Annotated in this window: 17 protein-coding genes; 12 read left to right on the plus strand and 5 right to left on the minus strand. The window is 48.9% G+C overall.

Annotated elements, in window-relative coordinates:
- Positions 1–86: 86 nt before the first annotated feature.
- The 4 genes from IRJ25_RS01495 (at position 87) to IRJ25_RS01510 (ending at position 4,359) form a co-directional block, all read left to right on the plus strand.
- Entirely contained in the window at positions 87–1,823 is a 1,737-nt protein-coding gene (locus IRJ25_RS01495; protein WP_269317601.1) for a methyl-accepting chemotaxis protein, read from the plus strand.
- Positions 1,824–1,887: 64 nt separating this feature from the next.
- Positions 1,888–2,937, plus strand: coding sequence for a C45 family autoproteolytic acyltransferase/hydolase (locus IRJ25_RS01500; protein WP_269317603.1), 1,050 nt, complete (start codon positions 1,888–1,890; stop codon positions 2,935–2,937).
- Positions 2,938–2,995: 58 nt separating this feature from the next.
- On the plus strand, positions 2,996–3,274 hold the full coding sequence (locus IRJ25_RS01505) for a hypothetical protein (RefSeq protein WP_012727334.1): 279 nt from the start codon (positions 2,996–2,998) through the stop codon (positions 3,272–3,274).
- Between the two features lie 146 nt (positions 3,275–3,420).
- Positions 3,421–4,359, plus strand: a complete 939-nt coding sequence (locus IRJ25_RS01510) for a sensor domain-containing diguanylate cyclase (RefSeq protein WP_269317604.1) — start codon at positions 3,421–3,423, stop codon at positions 4,357–4,359.
- Positions 4,360–4,467: 108 nt separating this feature from the next.
- Here the strand turns inward: IRJ25_RS01510 and IRJ25_RS01515 are convergent, their stop codons facing one another.
- Positions 4,468–5,097 (minus strand): class I SAM-dependent methyltransferase, encoded by a 630-nt coding sequence (locus IRJ25_RS01515; RefSeq protein ID WP_269317605.1) that lies wholly within the window; start codon positions 5,095–5,097, stop codon positions 4,468–4,470.
- A 64-nt stretch (positions 5,098–5,161) separates the two neighbouring features.
- Here IRJ25_RS01515 and IRJ25_RS01520 point away from each other — a divergent pair, with 64 nt between their 5' ends.
- From IRJ25_RS01520 to IRJ25_RS01550, 7 genes are all read left to right on the plus strand, one after another.
- Entirely contained in the window at positions 5,162–6,643 is a 1,482-nt protein-coding gene (locus tag IRJ25_RS01520) for a cryptochrome/photolyase family protein (RefSeq protein WP_269317606.1), read from the plus strand.
- A gap of 191 nt (positions 6,644–6,834) precedes the next feature.
- Positions 6,835–7,431, plus strand: coding sequence for a glycerol-3-phosphate responsive antiterminator (locus IRJ25_RS01525; protein WP_159562954.1), 597 nt, complete (start codon positions 6,835–6,837; stop codon positions 7,429–7,431).
- Positions 7,428–8,519 carry an ABC transporter ATP-binding protein gene (locus tag IRJ25_RS01530; protein ID WP_214815491.1) on the plus strand — a complete coding sequence of 364 codons (1,092 nt, stop codon included), beginning with the start codon at positions 7,428–7,430 and terminating at the stop codon, positions 8,517–8,519. Before IRJ25_RS01525 ends, IRJ25_RS01530 begins: the two co-directional genes overlap by 4 nt.
- Positions 8,516–9,421, plus strand: a complete 906-nt coding sequence (locus tag IRJ25_RS01535; protein ID WP_269317608.1) for a carbohydrate ABC transporter permease — start codon at positions 8,516–8,518, stop codon at positions 9,419–9,421. Before IRJ25_RS01530 ends, IRJ25_RS01535 begins: the two co-directional genes overlap by 4 nt.
- Positions 9,418–10,227: a carbohydrate ABC transporter permease gene (locus IRJ25_RS01540; protein WP_269317609.1), complete on the plus strand. Its 810-nt coding sequence runs from the start codon at positions 9,418–9,420 to the stop codon at positions 10,225–10,227. The genes IRJ25_RS01535 and IRJ25_RS01540 overlap by 4 nt, the downstream gene beginning before the upstream one ends.
- A gap of 16 nt (positions 10,228–10,243) precedes the next feature.
- Complete coding sequence (locus tag IRJ25_RS01545; RefSeq protein ID WP_047794842.1) at positions 10,244–11,551, plus strand: ABC transporter substrate-binding protein; 1,308 nt, start codon at positions 10,244–10,246, stop codon at positions 11,549–11,551.
- Position 11,552: 1 nt separating this feature from the next.
- Positions 11,553–12,227, plus strand: coding sequence for a glycerophosphodiester phosphodiesterase (locus tag IRJ25_RS01550; RefSeq protein ID WP_215243632.1), 675 nt, complete (start codon positions 11,553–11,555; stop codon positions 12,225–12,227).
- 39 nt (positions 12,228–12,266) lie between these two features.
- On the opposite strand, the gene IRJ25_RS01555 is transcribed toward IRJ25_RS01550, so the two are convergent.
- The 4 genes from IRJ25_RS01555 to IRJ25_RS01570 all read right to left on the minus strand — a co-directional run bounded on the left by IRJ25_RS01555 (position 12,267) and on the right by IRJ25_RS01570 (position 16,464).
- The gene (locus tag IRJ25_RS01555; RefSeq protein ID WP_159562951.1) at positions 12,267–13,352 is read right to left on the minus strand and encodes a GGDEF domain-containing protein; all 1,086 of its coding nucleotides are present in this window, start codon (positions 13,350–13,352) and stop codon (positions 12,267–12,269) included.
- A gap of 91 nt (positions 13,353–13,443) precedes the next feature.
- Positions 13,444–13,587 carry a hypothetical protein gene (locus IRJ25_RS01560; RefSeq protein ID WP_026825140.1) on the minus strand — a complete coding sequence of 48 codons (144 nt, stop codon included), beginning with the start codon at positions 13,585–13,587 and terminating at the stop codon, positions 13,444–13,446.
- Between the two features lie 97 nt (positions 13,588–13,684).
- On the minus strand, positions 13,685–14,830 hold the full coding sequence (locus IRJ25_RS01565) for a sensor histidine kinase (RefSeq protein ID WP_269317610.1): 1,146 nt from the start codon (positions 14,828–14,830) through the stop codon (positions 13,685–13,687).
- 155 nt (positions 14,831–14,985) lie between these two features.
- Entirely contained in the window at positions 14,986–16,464 is a 1,479-nt protein-coding gene (locus IRJ25_RS01570; RefSeq protein WP_269317611.1) for a multicopper oxidase family protein, read from the minus strand.
- Positions 16,465–16,594: 130 nt separating this feature from the next.
- Here IRJ25_RS01570 and IRJ25_RS01575 point away from each other — a divergent pair, with 130 nt between their 5' ends.
- On the plus strand, positions 16,595–18,607 hold the full coding sequence (locus IRJ25_RS01575; RefSeq protein WP_159562948.1) for a heavy metal translocating P-type ATPase: 2,013 nt from the start codon (positions 16,595–16,597) through the stop codon (positions 18,605–18,607).
- The last annotated feature ends 40 nt before the right edge of the window (positions 18,608–18,647 follow it).

An 18,647-nucleotide genomic window follows, 5' to 3' on the forward strand; every position in this document is an offset into this window, starting at 1 on the left:
GATGTTGTCGAAAATCGCCTGTTTTTTTGTGGAGATAAATCTATTCTATCCGATAAAAAGAGTAAGGAGAGAATGGAGGAATTGAAATGAAACAGAAATCACAGTCGTTACAGACGCGCATTCTAGCATCAATGTTGGTCTTCGTCACGTTGCTCATCATTTTGTTTGGAGTAGTGCAATACTTCAGTACGAAGCATTCCGTACTCAGTACGTTACATGCGACGTTAATTGAAGATGGTGAACGGATTAGTGAATCTTTGGATGTCGATGCCTATGCATCCTTCGTAGCGAATCCGTCAAAAAATGAGCAGTATGAGCAGTTTCGTGAATACTTAGATGCATATCGTCAGCAAATTGGAGCGATGTATGTATACACGATCGCCACAGAGGGCGAGGAAGTTCGAATGATCGTGGACGGATTGAGCGAAGCGGATGCTGCGGAGATTGGTTCTCCGACTACAGCGATGACGTATGAAGGAGCAAAGCCCGCATTCCAAGGTGAGACCGTCGCAACCGATGTCATCGATGATCCGGAGTACGGGAAGTATGTGACGGTGCTCGTCCCGATTAAACAAGGGAACGAGGTAGTTGGGGTACTCGGAATTGATAAAGCTGCTACTGAGGTCTCCGCGATTACAGGAGATGTCTTAAAAGAGAGTTTAGTTCCAATCTTAATCGGTTTACTCGTGCTCCTTGTCGTTTCGGGAATCATCATCTGGCGTTATCTTGGCTGGAAATTGCGTCCACTTCAAGCACTAGAACGTGTGGCCACATCCATTGCTGAAGGTGATTTGGCGACAGCGACGACTGCGGTTGAAGGTATTAAGTTAAAATCTAATGACGAAATCAAACGTCTGACGGTATCGATGGATAAGATGACATACATGTTAAAAGATTTGATTTCCGGTATTCAAACGTCGGCACAGACGGTCCGGGATGAGAGTGGCAACGTTTCAGGTATCTCAGAAGAAGTAAATGATGCCTCTCGCCAAATTGCCTATACGATGGAAGAAATCGCAAGCGGTGTTGAGAATCAAAGTGTCTTGACGATGCGTCTTTACGGACATATGAATGAATTTTCGACACTTGTCGAGCAAACGACATCAGACGGAGAACAAGTGAGTGAGCAGGCGGAAGTCGTCAGTCGGGTGACGATGGATGGTCTACGTTACATGGAGAGTGCCGTCAATCAAATGACTCACATTCATGCGCAAGTAAAAACATCACAAGGACAAGTCCGCGATTTTGAACAACAAGCGGACGAGGTGACGGAACTGGTCACGATGATTCGTCAAATTTCACAACAGACAAACTTGCTTGCACTCAATGCAGCGATTGAAGCGGCTCGGGCCGGTGAACACGGAAAAGGGTTTGCCGTCGTCGCCTCGGAGATTCGGAAACTTTCGGATAGTGTCGCTGAGTCTGTCAGTGAAATTTCGGAAATCGTCGGAAGCGTCAAACAAAACTCGATTGCGCTCGGTCAAACCTTTACAGAGAGCATGACGGCTGCAGAGGAAGGGAAAGCGACACTTGAATCGACGAAGCTTGCATTCACTGAAATCGAACAGAGCGTTCGTCACATGCAACAGTTGACGAGTTCGATGCGTGGCCAACTCGATCGAGTGAAGACGAACCAGGATCACATTCAACATGGACTGTCTGAAATTGCTTCGATTTCAGAAGAAAGTACAGCCGGAAATGAGGAAGTGGCTGCTGCGACGGAACAGATGTCGGCGACGAGTGAGACGATGAATCGTCTCGTAAAAGATTTGTCGAGCACGGCAGAGGACATGCAACGAATGAGTCAACAGTTCAAGTTATAAACAGTCTCACTTCAGACAGACCTCTCGTGCGTCCGCTATAATGGGCGCAAGGGAGGTTTTTTTCATGCAACAATTCTCTAGTGAACTGACACAGTTTCGGGGAAGTCATTATGACTTCGGACGATTTCAAGGAAAATATATTAAGCGCAGTCAATTGCTCGAAAATCGGACAGATCAGTGGAAACTACGCGTTCCGCGATTTGAGATTGATGCCACTGAGGCAAAGGCTGCCTTCGATGAATTTGCCCCAAAGATTTGGGAGGAGTTGATTGGGTTACAAGATGAGCTGAAGCTGTCGCTCAATGACACGTTACTTCATTTCGGACATTTTCGAGTCAACAATCCAATCAGCGGCTGTTCGATTTTGACGGGCGATAACTTTCTCGTTCGGAATTACGATTATCACCCGATGACGTATGACGGTCGATACAATGTCTTTCAACCGGATGACGGGTATGCGGTCATCGGACCGGTCTCTCGTGTCACCGGACGTATGGACGGAATGAATGAAAAAGGACTTGCCATGGGCTACAATTTCATCAATCGTCGTCGACCCGGGGACGGGTTTGTCTGTCAAATGATTGGACGAATCATTCTAGAAACATGTGCGACGGTGGAGGAAGCAGTCGATTTATTAAAAGAGATTCCGCATCGCGGGTCATTCACATACGTCGTCCATGACAAATCATCGAAAACACGTGTAATCGAGGCGACGCCTCGAGACATCCAAGTACGGGAATCGAATATCTGTACAAACCATTTTGAACTACTCCAACACGAGAATCGCTATCATCTTGATGATTCGACTCGTCGCATGATGGAAATCAAAGTCGTGCAACACTTGATTCAAGATGCGGAGAGCGCATTCCGTCTCATGAACGACACCGACAAGGGCGTCTTTTCAGAATTGTACAAGAGTTGGGCGGGAACGATTCATACGGCTGCTTATTTCCCTAAAACGCTCGAGACCTGGTTTGCGCTCGGTGGAGATCGTGATCCGGTCATCTTCGACTTCCAAAAATGGCTCGATGGGGAAGATTTCGATCTTCATGCACTTGACGGTGAATTGGCGACAGATATCGAGTTTGCGAATACGGTTCAACTTTGGCGCTGACGTTTGTCAGTGCTTTTTTTAGGAGAAACGGGAATACCCATTATAGGAGGGATGAAAGATGAAACGATTTGGAATCATACTCATCATGCTGACACTTGTTACACTACTCGGAGGTTGTGTTCCGGGTGACGGGACGTACACGACGGATCCGGCAGGTTTTTTCTGGGGTATTTGGCACGGATGGATTGCACCGATCTCACTCATTTTAGGATTGTTCAATGACACATATCGCGTGTATGAAGTGAACAATACCGGCTGGTTCTATGATTTAGGATTTTACATCGCTGTCATCAGTGGATTTGGTGGATTGACGTTGACACGGAAGAGTCGGGGATGAGTCTGATTATATGAAAATGCCTCATGACGTAGGGGTTCCAATCCGCGTCCGAGGTATTTTTTTATGTTGTTCGATGTAAGTAAAGGAAACGGTTGAAGAGTTCGATATAATGAGTATGGATGATTTTTTTCGAGTGGAGGTGCCATATGCACTCATATGAGTTTCAAATGTATCGGAATTTTGATGAGCTAGCGATTGACTTGATTGAGTTAGCAAAAGAAATAGTACCAGATAAACTAGTCTATCTCACGTCAATTGAGAATGACACCCAACATATACTCAAACTATCCTCACAAGATTCTCCTATCCTACTTGAAGAAGGCATGTCCTTTGATTTGAAGGATACGGTATGTAATCGAATCGATTTCAATCAACGAGAAGTTTTGATGTATGAAGACATCGAATCGCAGATTGAATCGACGCGACTTCAGTCATTACTGCGCGAAGTGAACATCAAGTCGTATTTGGGAATCCCGATTCTGACGAAGAACGGGGATATTTTCGGTACGCTCTGTGTCGCCAATCATAAAAGCGCCCAGTACGATTCAAAAAGTGTCCGCTTGTTGAAGCGCGTGGTTCGTATGTTCAGTTACTATTTAGAACTTGAACGTCGTGCCTCACGGGATGAATTGACGGATCTTTATAACCGACATTACTTGTCTAACTATTTTGAGACGAATCCGAATCAAGGTGGGGCACTGTTTTTAATTGATTTAGATGGGTTCAAATGGGTGAATGACACATTCGGTCATGATGAAGGGGACCTTGTCTTGAAAGAAGTGGCGCTTCGTCTGAGACGTTTGATGGAGCCGATACCTGATTCGAGAGTGTATCGTTTAGGTGGGGATGAATTCCTTATTAAAATCGCACATGCGTTATCCAAAGAGACTGTCATTGGGTATGCTGAACAGATCTTGTCTGTATTGAAAGAATGGGACGACCATCTCCCGTTATCAGCGAGCATCGGCATTGCACAATATGATTCCGACGAACAGGCGGACCTCAGTCGATTGTTGAAAGAGGCAGACATTGCATTGTATCAATCTAAATCGAGCGGGAAAAACACGTACAAGTTTTATAAATAACGTCAGAAGGCTAAACCGATGGATTACGATTGGTTTAGCCTTCTGTTTTCGCATTCAGCACCAACGAACCGATTGGCGTGAAAGGATCGAATGAAAAACGGGTAGTGATTAAGAGTTCGGTTTGCATCCCATAACGGCGACCGTATGATAATCACGGGAGTCCGGTCCACGTTGTACCGATACGTCCTTGAATCCGAGACTCACCGCTGCGGGGATAAATTGATTCCGAATCATATCGGAGATGTCGTTCCATTCGACATCACCTTTCCCGTCACAGTAGGTGATGACAAATGTGCCATTCGGTTTCAAGACGCGTTCGATTTCAGACAGAACGGTCGTGACATCTCTCCAGAAATATAGTGTGTGAACGCTGAACACGTGATTGACGAATGCGTCCATCATCTCAAATTGATGCAAATCTCCTTGAATCAACTTCGCCCGTTTTGTTTGCATCGAAGCATGATTACGCTGTCGTGCTGAATCGAGAATCGTCTTCGAACGGTCGAGACCCATGACATGTACGTCAGGATGTCGTTGAAGGATGGTCGCCATCGCATCGCCGGCCCCGCACCCGAGCTCTAGAACGGTTGTACCAGGTTGAATGTCTAACTGTTCAATCGTCCATTCGACTTCGACCCGGTGTTGGCGTACCATCTTTTCCCCGATATACTTTCCGACGGGACCCCTTGGATTCTCGTATTGACTGTCAATCCATTTCAGTAGCACTTGTGGTAACACATCATCACCTCACTTCGAAAGTAGCTCGATTGTAGCACATCGATGAGACAAAGGAGTCAACAACATGCGTTCATTTTGGATACTCGGCAACCAACTCTCGCACGAACTTGCGATGTTGAAGGATATGAAAGAAGATGACGTCATCGTCATGATTGAGGCGACATCACGCGCATCGTGGCGTCCGTACCATAAACAAAAGCTCGTCCTGATCTTCTCTGCGATGCGCCACTTTGCGGAAGAATTGCGTGATAAAGGATATACCGTAGATTACCACGAAGCGGATTCGTTCCAAGAGGCGTGGGACAACCATGTGAAACAGTACAATCCGGACGAAATTCATATCACCGCCGTCACGGACGAACCGATGGCGAAAAAACTGAAACAGTTCGGTAAGAAACATCACCTTGTCGAACATACGGATGTCCCGCTCTTCTACTTATCAAAAGAGGAAGCGACCGAGACGCTCGGAAATGAACCGTGGCGGATGGATCGTTTTTATCGTTACATGCGTAAGCGATTCGACGTATTACTCGAAGACGGGAAGCCTCGCGGTGGAAAATGGTCATTTGATACGGATAACCGAAAACCACCGAAAGAAGGACTATCGTTTCCATCTGCCATCCATTTCCGTCCAGATTCGATCACGAAAGACGTCATCGAAAAAGTCGAGTCAACGTTCTCGGAGCATCCAGGAGAGGTGACCCCGTTCCATTGGCCGGTCACACATCATGAGGCGAGACGTGCGCTAAAACGGTTCGTAGAAGAGCGTCTTGAGACGTTCGGCCCGTATCAAGATGCGATGATGACGGATGAACCCGAGATGTCGCACAGCCTGTTGTCAGCTGCCATCAATATCGGTCTACTGACACCGCGAGAAGTCGTTGATGCGGCATGTCAGGCGGATGCACCGCTATCGTCGATTGAAGGATTCGTCCGGCAAATCCTCGGTTGGCGGGAATATATGCGCGCCGTCTATCTCGCTGTCATGCCCGGTTATGAAGACGTGAACGCGTTCAAGCATGAACGCGACTTACCGTCCTTCTTCTGGGATGCGAAGACGGATTTGAACTGTCTGCATCAAAGTTTGAAACCGGTCGTCGCGCATGCCCACAATCATCATATCCAGCGACTGATGGTGCTCGGAAACTATGCGACATTGTTCGAGATTTCACCGCAACAGACGAGCGACTGGTTCAACGAGATGTACATCGATGCCTATGACTGGGTCGTCTTACCGAACGTTCTTGGGATGGCCCTTCATGCGGACGGTGGAAAGCTCGCCACAAAACCGTATGTCGCTTCCGGAAAATATATCGACCGGATGAGTGACTACTGTTGGGATTGCGCATACAACCCGAAACATACGACAGAAGACGACGCCTGTCCGTTCAACGCCCTCTATTGGCGGTTCATCGATCGTCACGAGGAACGATTCTCGAAAAACCAGCGGATGAAGATGATGGTCCGCAATTGGCAAGGACGGGATGATGATGTGAAATCCGATATCTTAGCGAAAGCTGAACAGACGTTGACCGATTCCCCGTGAATCGGTTTTTTTACGTTCTCTTCATGAAACTTTGCGATTTCTTTATCGTGTCTTTACAATCGTTCGTTACGATAGGAGCTGTGAGACCCCCTCACTCCAAGTGAATAGTTACCGGTAGAACCTTTGAGAGACCAACAGAAGCCCGTACGTCGATGACGTGTCGTTTCTGTTGGTCCTTTTTTCAAGAAAGGATGATTCAAGTGAATGAAGCGATTGCACGAATCGGACAAGAACGGATGATTGCCTCCATCAAAAGTCCAAAACAAATCGAGGCGTTTTTACGGACAGATGTGACGACGACGTTTCTCATGATGGGAACGCTCAGTACACTCGACCGCTATGTGGCGCACTTGAAGCGAGAGAATCGAACGGTCTTCCTCCACGCTGAGCGAATCAATGGCATCAGCCTCGACCGGGACGGAATCGATTACCTCGCCAAACGTGTCGGCGCCGATGGGATTGTCACGACGAAAGCATCCGTGCTCCAGCATGCGAAGCGAGCGGGACTGTTGACGGTACAACGACTCTTTCTCGTCGACTCGGATGCCGTCACGAGCGGACTCAAACTCGCTGAGGCTCAACAACCGGATGCGATTGAACTCATGCCGGGGCTGATTCCGAGCGTCGTCGAGAAGATTTCTCGGGAAGTCTCCTTTCCGATTGTGACAGGTGGCATGATTCGTCAACCGATTGACGTGCATCGCGCCCTCGATCATGGGGCATTCGCCGTATCGACCGGGGATGAACGACTTTGGCACGTACAAAGTCAGAAGGAGGAATTAGCATGAAATCGATACAACTACAACAACTGGCGAAATCATTCGGGGAGACGGAAGTCATTCGAGGGATTGACGTGACGATTGAAGCAGGAGAGTTCTTCGCACTCGTCGGTCCGTCCGGCTGCGGGAAGAGTACGATGCTTCGGATGATAGCCGGGCTCGAATCCATCACAAGCGGAACGCTTCGCATCGACGGAGTGGCGGCGAACGGGATGAAGCCGAGTGAGCGTCACTTGTCGATGGTGTTCCAAAACTACGCCCTTTACCCACATATGACGGTGGAGAAAAATATCACGTTCGGTCTACATACGAAAGGACTGACGAAGCTTGAACAGCGGGAGCGTTGCCTACAGGCGGCGGAGACACTCGGGCTCACCGATTACTTAAAACGGAAACCGCGCGAACTCTCCGGTGGTCAGCGACAGCGTGTCGCCTTGGCACGTGCCATCGTGACCGAGGCACCCATTTGCCTGATGGATGAGCCGCTTTCGAACTTGGATGCGAAACTACGGGCAAAGATGCGTTCAGAGATTCGCCAGTTACAGCGAAAACTCGGACTGACGATGATTTATGTCACCCACGACCAAGTCGAGGCGATGACGATGGCGGACCGCATCATGCTCCTCAATGAGGGGGAAGTGCAACAAGTCGGAAAGCCGCTCGACTTATACAATAAACCGGCGAATACGTTCGTCGCTTCCTTCATCGGGTCACCTCCGATGAATCTCGTCGACGTGACACGACAAGAAAAAGGCTGGATGGCATCAGACGGGCGGTTGTTCCATCCAAACGCACTGACGGAAACGTCGCAGGCGACACTCGGTGTGCGTCCTGAGCAAATCAAGCCGGCAGATGAAGATGTGACGTTTTATGCAGAGCTAAAAAATATTGAAGTGCTCGGGACCGAGACGATTCTTGCTTTTGACATCGGGGGGAATGAATGGTTGGCAAAATGGCCGGGGCAATGGCCGCTCACGGTCGGCGAAAAAGTGGCGTGTTATGTGGATCCGAAACAGATGTCGCTATTTGATACGAACGGACAGCGCATTGAGCCACGACAACCGAAACTGTTTGAGGCGTTGGAGGTGTTCCAATGACGGTCGCCTTACCGAGAGAGAAAGTCCGGACGCGGCTATCTGACGCAGCGAGCGGATTGTTGTACTTGTCTCCGTCTATCATCTTGTTTGGTGTCTTCCTCGTCTATCCACTCTTGCGAACGATTTATTTAAGCTTTTTCCGGACCGACACACAGGGGACACCACTCGAATTTGTCGGAGTCGGGCACTATAGCAATTTGTTCACGAGTACGGCATTTTGGCAAAGCATTCAGGCGACAGTCGGATTCGTCCTTTTGACGGTCCCGCTCACGATTTTGATTGCGCTCGGGCTCGCACTCCTCGCCAATGAGAAATTGAAAGGGATCGGTATTTTCCGGACAGCGTTCTCGGCGACGATGGGGATGAGCGTCGCGGCGTCATCGGTCATCTGGATGTTCATGTACAATCCGTCGATCGGTATCTTCAACCGGTTCCTCGAGGTTGTGGGGGCAAGTGGTGTACAGTGGCTCCTCGATCCACAATATGCGCTCCTTTCCGTGTCACTTGCGACCGTTTGGATGAATATCGGCTTCACCTTCTTGATTCTACTCGGTGGTCTGCAAAACATCGACCGGACTTTGTATGAGAGTGCGGACATTGCCGGGACGAGCTATTGGACACAGCTCCGCGCCATCACCATCCCGATGTTGTCGCCGACACTTTTCTTCGTCGGGATCATCTCGCTGATCAACGCCTTCCAGACGTTCGGACAGATTGATTTATTGACGAAAGGTGGACCGACGAATGCGACGAATGTCATCGTCTATGCCATCTACAAAGATGCGTTTATCAATTATAACGTCGGCAGTGCCAGTGCCCAGGCCGTGCTCTTATTCATCGCCGTCCTTCTGTTGACGTGGCTCCAGTTCAAACTGGTCGAAAGGAAGGTACATTACCAATGAGATTACGGAATATAGGCGTCTATGTCTTACTCATCCTGAGTGCCGTCGTCATGCTGTTTCCAATCGCCTATGCGTTTTCGATCAGTCTGATGGACGGGAAGGAAGTGCTCCAGGGACATCTCCTTCCACGTGAACCTTCATTGGAAAACTATGCGGCCGCGTTCGAACGCATCCCGATGATGACGTACCTGCTCAACAGTTTGATTGTCGCGCTCCTCGTGATGGTCGGACAGGTCGTATTATCGAGTCTTGCAGCATTCGCGTTCGTCTTCATCGACTTTAAAGGAAAAGGGCTCATCTTTATGCTCTTCTTGGCGACGATGATGGTGCCATGGGAAGCGACGATGGTCCCGAACTTTTTGACGATCCAGTCGCTCGGCTGGCTGAATAGCGTCTGGGGACTGTCTGTGCCGTTCTTCGCACTTGCGTTCGGGACGTTCTTACTTCGGCAACAGTTCAAAACGATTCCGTATGAAATGTACGAGGCGTCCCAAATTGCAGGGATTAGTCGCTTCCGATTCTTTTGGAACGTCGTCTTGCCGGTATCGAAGACACCGCTCGTCACATTGTCGGTGTACAGCTTTTTGACGACTTGGAATATGTACTTATGGCCGCTTCTCGTCACGAACACGGAACAGGCGCGGACGGTCCAAATCGGCATCAAACAGATGCAGTCGAACGAAGTCGCCTCGGATTGGGGCGTCGTCATGGCAGCAGTCATCTTGATTATCATTCCGACACTTGTATTGTTGTTCGCAGGACAAAAGCACTTGCAAGAAGGATTGACGCAAGGCGCTATCAAATAATAGGGGGATATGACAAATGAAAAAGTTAGGATTATTCGCAGGGTTGGCAAGTTCGGTGTTATTACTCGGGGCATGTGGCAGTGAAGAAGCGGCACCAGTCGCGGCGACGACAGAAGACGGAAAGACAGAGGTCGTCTTTTGGCATGCGATGAGTGGGGACTTGGAGACGGCTTTAAACAGTCAAGTCGACGCGTTCAACGCTTCGCAAGACGACTATGAAGTCAAACCGGTCTTCCAAGGAACATATGAGGAAGCGTTGACGAAATTCAATGCGGTCGCCGGTTCGGAAGACGCGCCAGCCATCATGCAGACGTTCGAGGTCGGGACGAAATACATGATCGATTCGAACAAAATCACACCAGTTCAAGAGTTCATCGACAAAGAGGATTTTGACACGAGCGTATGGGAAGAGAACATCTTGAGTTATTATCAGGTCGATGGGAAGCAATACTCGATGCCGTTCAACTCCTCGACACCGGTCCTCATCTATAACAAAGAGGCGTTTGAAAAAGCAGGGCTCGATCCAGAGAAAGCACCACGCACATATGACGAGTTGAAAGAGGCGGCGAAGAAGTTGACAACGGACGGTCAGACCGGCTTCACGATGCTCAACTACGGTTGGTTCTTTGAACAGCTCTTGGCCGCACAAGGTGGACTGTATGTCGACAATGACAATGGACGAAGCGGAGACCCGACGAAAGCCGTGTTTGATGGCGAAGAAGGACAGAACGCGTTCAATCTCATCAAAGAGATGTACGATGAGAAGACATTCCTAAACGTCGGTCAAAACTGGGACGACATGCGCGCGGCATTCCAATCTGGAAAAGTTGCCATGTACCTTGATTCGTCAGCAGGAATCCGTACGGTAGCAGACAACGCGGACTTTGAAATCGGCGCATCGTACTTACCGGTACCGAATGAAGCGGAGCGTCAAGGCGTCGTCATCGGCGGGGCATCGCTCTGGATGGGTGATGGCATTGCCGAAGAGACGAAAGAAGGCGCATGGGAGTTCATGAAGTATGTCGCTTCAACGGAAGCGCAAGCACAGTGGCATGTTGACACAGGCTACTTCGCCATCAATCCGGAAGCATACAATGAACCGATCGTAAAAGAAATGTGGGCGAAATATCCACAACTGAAAGTGACGGTCGACCAACTCAGTGAGACGAAACCATCACCGGCGACACAAGGAGCGCTCATCTCGACGTTCCCGCAATCACGTCAAAGTGTCGTCAACGCGATGGAAAGTTTGTATCAAGGGGTGTCGGTCGAAGAAGCATTGAAGCGTGCGGCCGATGAGACGACTTCCACCTTGGGGCAGTGACATGTTGATTTACGCACATCGCGGCTATAGCGCCAATTACCCGGAAAATACATTGTCCGCGTTCGAGGCAGCTCTTCCCTATGTGGACGGAATCGAGCTGGACGTACAGCTATCGAAGGACGGGCGTCTCGTCGTCATTCATGACGAAACCGTCGACCGGACGACAAATGGAACGGGATGGGTGAAAGACATGACGCTTCAGGAGTTGCGCCAGTTGAAGATTGACGGCTATGAACGCATCCCAACGTTAGAAGAGGTGCTCGGACTGATTGAACGAAGCAACGTCACCCTGAACATCGAATTGAAGACGGATCAATATGCGTATCCAGGGATCGAACGTCTCGCTTGGTTTGCTGTCAACGAGTTTGAACTCGGTGACCGTGTCGTGTTCTCCTCATTCAATCGTGAAACGCTCGTCCGAATGCGAGATGCGGCACCAGTCGCCCGGCTTGCAGTGTTGACACTCACGGGTGAGTCGGACACCGTCTCGTTCGCTGAAACGATTCGGGCCGAGGCGATTCACGCCCAGCCTGCATTTATCGGTTCGAAAGCATGGGATCAGATACAACAGACGACGCTCGAGACACGGCTCTACACGATCAACGACGTGAAGGACCTTCCCCCGATAACGGTTTCGGCCATCATGACAGATGAGGTTGAACGGTTTACAAAATGAGTAGACTAAACCCCGCTCCTGAGAAGGAGCGGGGTTCATTCATGTCATGATCGGTTCTGGTGTGTCATAGGTTGAGATGACAACTTGATTACGCCCTTCGTTTTTCGCTTGATAGAGCGCCGAATCAGCAAGATCTACCATCCGCTTGATGGGGAGCGAGGTCCCGTGTGCGACCCCGACGGACGTCGTGATTTGAATCGGTGGAAAATCGTTCAAGTGGAATAGTTCAGCAGCAATCCGTTCTCGTATCCGGTTGGCCACTTTGTCTACCTTCTCTGGCGTCAAGTCGTACATCAAGATGACGAATTCTTCGCCACCGATTCGTGCGACAGTGTCATGGGCACGCGTCTCGACTTTTAAGATGTTGGCGAACTGTTGTAAGACGAGATCACCGTTTCCGTGACCATATGTATCGTTCACATGTTTAAAATGATCGATATCGAGCGCGAGTACATTGTACGTCCGATTCTCTTGACCGATGGAAGCCGTATATCGATCCCACACACGTCGATTGTATAGACCGGTCAAATGGTCTCGTTCAGACGACTGTTTGTACTCGATGGCACGGCGGGTCGTTTGTTCAAGGTCGATGGTGAGGATGCTCGAGAGTAGACCGACGAGCATGCCAATCATCCAAATGGACAAGACGAGGGATACATAGGCTGTGCTCCAACCCATATTGATATAGACGGCAATCGAAATAATAAAGAGCGCCCATACGTTCAAAAAGATACTCTGTAAGAAGAGTCGCTCCCGAAGCAGCCGATGAATCCAGAGCATCCCGATGCTGACGATGAACGTCGCGATAAACGCAATCACGGCCTGCTCGGTCATTCCGAACAAGAATCGTGTACTAGCGATAACAAGTGTCGCAATGAATAAAGGAAAACGAGCACCATAAAAAGCAAGCAACACGAGCGGTAAGTGACGTAAATCCACACGGACCATATCGTTGGCTTCTACAGCGTTATACATCAAAAACAGACCGAGTGCACCGGCGAGTATTCCAATCACAGAACTACGAAGACGGTACGAATTAAAAAGCGAAGAATGATAAATCTTCGAGATGATATAAAATCCGGTGAATGCGACACAAGCATTGAGCAACAAGACGGTGAGCGTCATTCCTTCACGACCTTTTTCATAGACTATACATTAACGGTAGCAGTCTTCAAATAATTGTCAATCTGAAGGTGTGTAAATGTTTATCATCTTTTCACGCTTTCTTCTTTGTTCCTCGAAACGCAAAAAACATAGCGATGCCAATTCCAATGCCGAGCCACCAATTATCGAGGGTGAGCCCGAAAACGACGGCGAATACGACCGCGACGGGAATCGATAAGTAGCCACGTTGTTTCATCTTCATTTCCTCCTCTCTTCGACACTTCTTTATTCCCAAAACGAATGCGCTTCATTCTTGAATCGAAACAAATTAAAAAAACGTTCGACCGATTAAATCAGTCGAACGAAACCGAATGTTTAGGTGATGATTGCAATGAACAACTCTGTCTGGTGTGGAGCTCGATTGTAAAGGTGGTGCCTTCTCCGTATACCGAGTCCGCATGAATTCCCCAACCATGGGCTTCAGCGATTCGTTTACAGATTCGTAGACCGAGACCGGTTCCTTTGATCGATTGGTGGGCAGCGGATTCGACACGGTAATATTCATCAAATACGTATGGAAGTGCTTCTTCCGGAATCCCGATGCCGGTATCGGATACAGATAAGATGATTGTGCCAGCACATTCAAATACTCTCGTATGGACCGTACCGCCGTCAGGAGAGTACTTGATGGCGTTACCAATGAGGTTATGGAGCAATTGCCGTAACTTTTCTTCATCTGCTTGAATCGAGACATCATTCGTTTCAAACGTCACTGTATGAAGCGGGGAGGTCGTCTGATAGCTCGACATGACATCCTCTAAAAGAGGACGGAGTGCGAACGTCGTCACGGTCAGTTGGTCAGCCGTGTAGCGCTCTTTTTGATAATCGAGGAAATTATCGACGAGCCGCTTCAGCCGTTCCGATTCTTGTTTGACTTGTGTTAGCATCTGATACGATTTTTCCGAACCTTGATGGCGTGTCATGAGTAGCTCCGTATATCCATGGATGGCAGTCAATGGCGTGCGGAAATCATGAGACAGTTCGGCAAGGAAACTGTCTTTACGTTCTTCAAAGCGGACGGCTTCCGTTTGGTCGCGCCACATGATGAAAACGCCACGTGGTGTCCGCGTGAAGTTGAAAATCAAATGTAGCGTCTTGTCATTAGAACGCAGACGACGTGAAGTCATCCTTGGATCCGTTTCGGTCGCACATTCGAGCAATTCCTGGATGAGGTGCATGACTTGTGCGGAATCCGCCCCATGCTGTTCCAACGTGGTATATAAATAACGAGTCAATGTTTCCAATGTGTCAAAAGATTGTGTTGTCATCGAAGGGTACCATTGCCGAAGAGAATCATTCGAATACAGACGACATCTTGAGAAATCGATATAACACATCGCATCCTGTACTTCTTCCACGATGGAAGCGATGGAGAACGTGTGGCGTTGATGTTTTTGACGAGCGGAGCGTTTCTGCCTAATCCTATGGAATCGGCGCATGGACCTACCTCCTCGCGAACATTTGTACATGCATTCAAAATAAGTATACGACATTCGAGAAGGAATCCCTATACAGGCAATAGTCCTAGCAGAAACGTATCGAAATCGGGACGGATACAAAACACCTCTCCGCTGATAGAACAGAGAGGTGTTGGTCATTCGGTCACTTTTACTTGTCCCATCATCCCATTTTCTTCATGCTCGAGGATGTGGCAATGATACATAAATGTGCCGGTTTTCGTGAAGGTGATTTCAATCTTTACTCGTTCATCTGGAGCGACGGCTACCGTATCTTTCCACCCTTTTTCCTGATCGGATGGTGGGTTGCCGTCTCGACTAATGACTCGGAACTGGACGCCGTGGATGTGGAAGGGATGTGTCATCCCACCCATCATATCTGGTTTATTTTCAATTTCCCATACCTCGGTGTCTCCGCGTTTCGCTTCGATGTCGATACGCTCCGGATCATAGGTCTTTCCGTTGATTGAAACCATGTTACCCATTCCAAAAAGGGTGAGCCGTCGATCTGCCGTCTTATCTGTCGAGCGCTCCATCGTCTCGGTCACCGGACTCTTAATGGACGCCTTGTCGAGTTCACCGACACGAAACGTAGTGAATGTCACTCCGTCCGCTTTTAAGGCGGCGACATCTTCAACTTGTGAAAAATCTATCAGCACTTCGGCCCGTTCACCTGGTGTCAACGTGATGGTTCTTAAGGGAATCGGGCGCTCTAACGGTCCTCCGTCTGTCGCAATCTGCGTCATCTCGGCCTCGTTAGATAACGTAAAATCAAAATCGCGCGCATTCGAACCGTTGACTAGTCGCACACGTAACGTCTCGGTTTGAACGTCGAACGTCGTGTTGATGGCTCCATTCGCAAGAATTGTATCCCCGGTCGTTCCGTCAACGTTCATATGGGCATCATAATCTAACCCACCGTTAGGCGTGAAGCGTCGATCTTGTACAATGAGCGGGATGTCGTCGACTCCATATTCATTCGGGAGACCATTCGGTGTATCGTTAGTCACATAAAGAAGACCGGCAAGCCCTTTATAAACTTGTTCAGCTGTCGAACCCATCGGATGGGGGTGAAACCACAGCGTACTAGGTTCTTGGTCGATGTCGAGTCGAACTTGTGCCCGTTCACCTGGTGTGACGGTCTGATGAGGTCCCCCGTCCATGTCGGCAGGAATGACGAGTCCGTGCCAGTGGAACGTTGTCGGTTCATCCAATCGATTGATGGTATCGATTACGACTGTTTTTCCTTTCGGTAACTCAATCATTGGTCCGAGTAAGTCTCCATTATAACCGAATGTTTCCGATTTCTTGCCGTCTTTGAAAAATTGTGACGTGCCTTTAGTTGCTTCCACCGTATAGTAGACCGTGTCTTCCGTGACACGATCTGGCTGTAAGGCGGTCGGAATCGGAAGCGGCTGTGTCGGTTCATCCGATGCTTGGAGCTCTTGCCTCGCTCCGTGTCCCATCTGACCCGTTGCCGAATCGTTTCCCATCATATGATTTTGGTCCATATTGTTGTTATGGTTCCATGTCCCGTTGAAGAGGACGACTAGTAAAACGAAGATGCCCCCAATTAAAATCCCCGTCAACAGAAACCACATTCCTTTCGATTTCATTCTATAACACTCCTTCATTGTTCAGTCCTCACTTTGTTGTACCACCTAATTGTGAAAGAAACATGAAAGTCCAAATCTGTTTAATTATATACCATATGGGGGTATACAATTCGTGTAAAGGAGAGGATTAATGATGGAACATGCACACGATCAACATCATGAATATCATAAGGGAAGTCACGAGTCTCATCATGGCGGACACGGACACGAGCATATGATTGATGATTTCAAACGACGTTTCTTCATATCGCTCGGACTGATGATTCCGATTTTATTGTTATCGGACATGATTCAAGAATGGCTGCGGTTTGAACTCGATTTTCCGCTTGAAAAGACAATCTTATTTGTATTGGCGACGATTGTATATGTATACGGCGGATGGCCGTTCTTAAAAGGAAGTGTGGAAGAGCTACGAGAGCGTAGCCCGGGCATGATGATGCTCATTGGCTTGGCGATTAGCGTCGCTTACTTTTATAGCGCAGCTGTCGTCTTTGGATACGGAAGTGGGCATGACTTCTTTTGGGAACTCGCTTCACTGATTGTGATCATGCTACTCGGTCACTGGATTGAGATGCGTTCGGTCATGGGGGCATCAAATGCGTTAGAACAACTCGTACAACTGCTCCCGAACGAGGCGCATCGCATCAATGGGGAAGAAACGGAAGACGTTCCCATCTCTGAACTGAAGGAAGGAGACCGAATCCTCGTCAAACCGGGGGAGCAGGTACCCGTGGACGGGAAAATCATCAAAGGACGAACGACCATCGACGAGTCGATGTTGACCGGCGAATCGGTACCGGTCGAAAAAACAGAAGGTGAAGATGTCATTGCGGGTTCGATCAACCAAGAAGGGAGCTTGACGATTGAAACGATTGGTACGGGAGAAAGAACGTACTTGTCAAAAGTGATTGAATTGGTGAGTGAGGCACAAAAATCGAAGTCACGGGCTCAAAATTTGGCGAATCGGGCGGCAAAATATTTGTTCTATATCGCAATTGCCGCTGGAGTCATCACGTTCACGGTTTGGTTCATGCTCGGATATTCGGTCGGGACGGCGGTTGAACGGATGGTAACGGTCATGGTCATCTCATGTCCCCATGCACTTGGACTGGCGACACCTCTTGTTGTCGCTGTTTCGACAGCATTATCGGCGAAACAAGGTCTTCTCATCCGCAATCGGACTCAATTTGAAGAGGCGCGTCGACTCGATGCCGTCATTTTCGATAAGACCGGTACGCTGACGGAAGGGAATTTCGGAGTCACAGACATACAGGCGAGCTCGTCTTATAAGGAAGAAGACGTGTTGCAACTCGCAGGAGCAGTTGAGCGTGAGTCGCAACATCCTCTCGCGCAAGGGATTTTAAGAGAAGCCGAGAGACGGGAATTGAAACTGGCGGCTGTCGACGACTTCGGTTCGATGACAGGTGTCGGATTGGAAGGAACGGTTGACGGTGCGCGTGTTCAAGTCGTCAGTCCGCGACATATCCGCGATCAACACATTCAAATTGATGAGGAGACGTTTGCACGACTCTCGGAAGAAGGAAAGACCGTCGTCTTTGTTTTGAAAGACGGAGAATGGGTCGGGATGATTGCGATGGCCGATCTGGTGAGGGAAGAAGCGAAGGAGACCGTCGAGGCACTTCATGAAAAAGGCATTCGCTCGATCATGTTGACGGGTGACAACGAGAAGGTCGCGCATTGGGTCGCGGGTCAGCTCGGTATCGATGACGTGTATGCCGAAGTATTACCGGACGACAAGGCAAACCAAGTGAAAGACGTCCAAAAAGATGGCAGCAAAGTAGCGATGGTCGGAGATGGAATCAATGATGCACCTGCCTTAGCACAAGCGGATGTCGGCATCGCAATCGGGAGCGGGACAGACGTTGCCGTCGAAACGGCAGATATTGTCCTCGTCCGCAGTAATCCGAAAGATGTCCTATCGATTTTGGAGCTTTCACAGAACACGTATCGTAAGATGATTCAAAACTTGTGGTGGGCAGCCGGGTATAACATCGTCGCCATCCCGCTTGCTGCAGGCGTGCTGGCTCCGATTGGAATCATCTTGTCCCCAGCCATCGGTGCCGTCTTGATGAGTTTAAGCACAGTTATTGTCGCAATCAACGCTCGACTTTTGAAGATTTAACATTTCTTTCACCTTTAGTCAGTATGCTAGATGGGATGCT

It is taken from the genome of Exiguobacterium sp. KJ 601 (assembly GCF_027161185.1).
Taxonomy (GTDB): Bacteria; Bacillota; Bacilli; order Exiguobacteriales; family Exiguobacteriaceae; genus Exiguobacterium; species Exiguobacterium profundum.

Coding starts and splice junctions, on each gene's coding strand:
- IRJ25_RS01535 (WP_269317608.1), top strand. CDS start 8,516: ATGACGGTCGCCTTACCGAGAGAGAAAGTCCGGACGCGGCTATCTGAC.
- IRJ25_RS01545 (WP_047794842.1), top strand. CDS start 10,244: ATGAAAAAGTTAGGATTATTCGCAGGGTTGGCAAGTTCGGTGTTATTA.
- IRJ25_RS01570 (WP_269317611.1), bottom strand. CDS start 16,464: ATGAAATCGAAAGGAATGTGGTTTCTGTTGACGGGGATTTTAATTGGG.
- IRJ25_RS01565 (WP_269317610.1), bottom strand. CDS start 14,830: ATGCGCCGATTCCATAGGATTAGGCAGAAACGCTCCGCTCGTCAAAAA.
- IRJ25_RS01560 (WP_026825140.1), bottom strand. CDS start 13,587: ATGAAACAACGTGGCTACTTATCGATTCCCGTCGCGGTCGTATTCGCC.
- IRJ25_RS01525 (WP_159562954.1), top strand. CDS start 6,835: ATGATTCAAGTGAATGAAGCGATTGCACGAATCGGACAAGAACGGATG.
- IRJ25_RS01540 (WP_269317609.1), top strand. CDS start 9,418: ATGAGATTACGGAATATAGGCGTCTATGTCTTACTCATCCTGAGTGCC.
- IRJ25_RS01550 (WP_215243632.1), top strand. CDS start 11,553: ATGTTGATTTACGCACATCGCGGCTATAGCGCCAATTACCCGGAAAAT.
- IRJ25_RS01505 (WP_012727334.1), top strand. CDS start 2,996: ATGAAACGATTTGGAATCATACTCATCATGCTGACACTTGTTACACTA.
- IRJ25_RS01510 (WP_269317604.1), top strand. CDS start 3,421: ATGCACTCATATGAGTTTCAAATGTATCGGAATTTTGATGAGCTAGCG.
- IRJ25_RS01530 (WP_214815491.1), top strand. CDS start 7,428: ATGAAATCGATACAACTACAACAACTGGCGAAATCATTCGGGGAGACG.
- IRJ25_RS01575 (WP_159562948.1), top strand. CDS start 16,595: ATGATGGAACATGCACACGATCAACATCATGAATATCATAAGGGAAGT.
- IRJ25_RS01500 (WP_269317603.1), top strand. CDS start 1,888: ATGCAACAATTCTCTAGTGAACTGACACAGTTTCGGGGAAGTCATTAT.
- IRJ25_RS01555 (WP_159562951.1), bottom strand. CDS start 13,352: ATGACGCTCACCGTCTTGTTGCTCAATGCTTGTGTCGCATTCACCGGA.
- IRJ25_RS01520 (WP_269317606.1), top strand. CDS start 5,162: ATGCGTTCATTTTGGATACTCGGCAACCAACTCTCGCACGAACTTGCG.
- IRJ25_RS01495 (WP_269317601.1), top strand. CDS start 87: ATGAAACAGAAATCACAGTCGTTACAGACGCGCATTCTAGCATCAATG.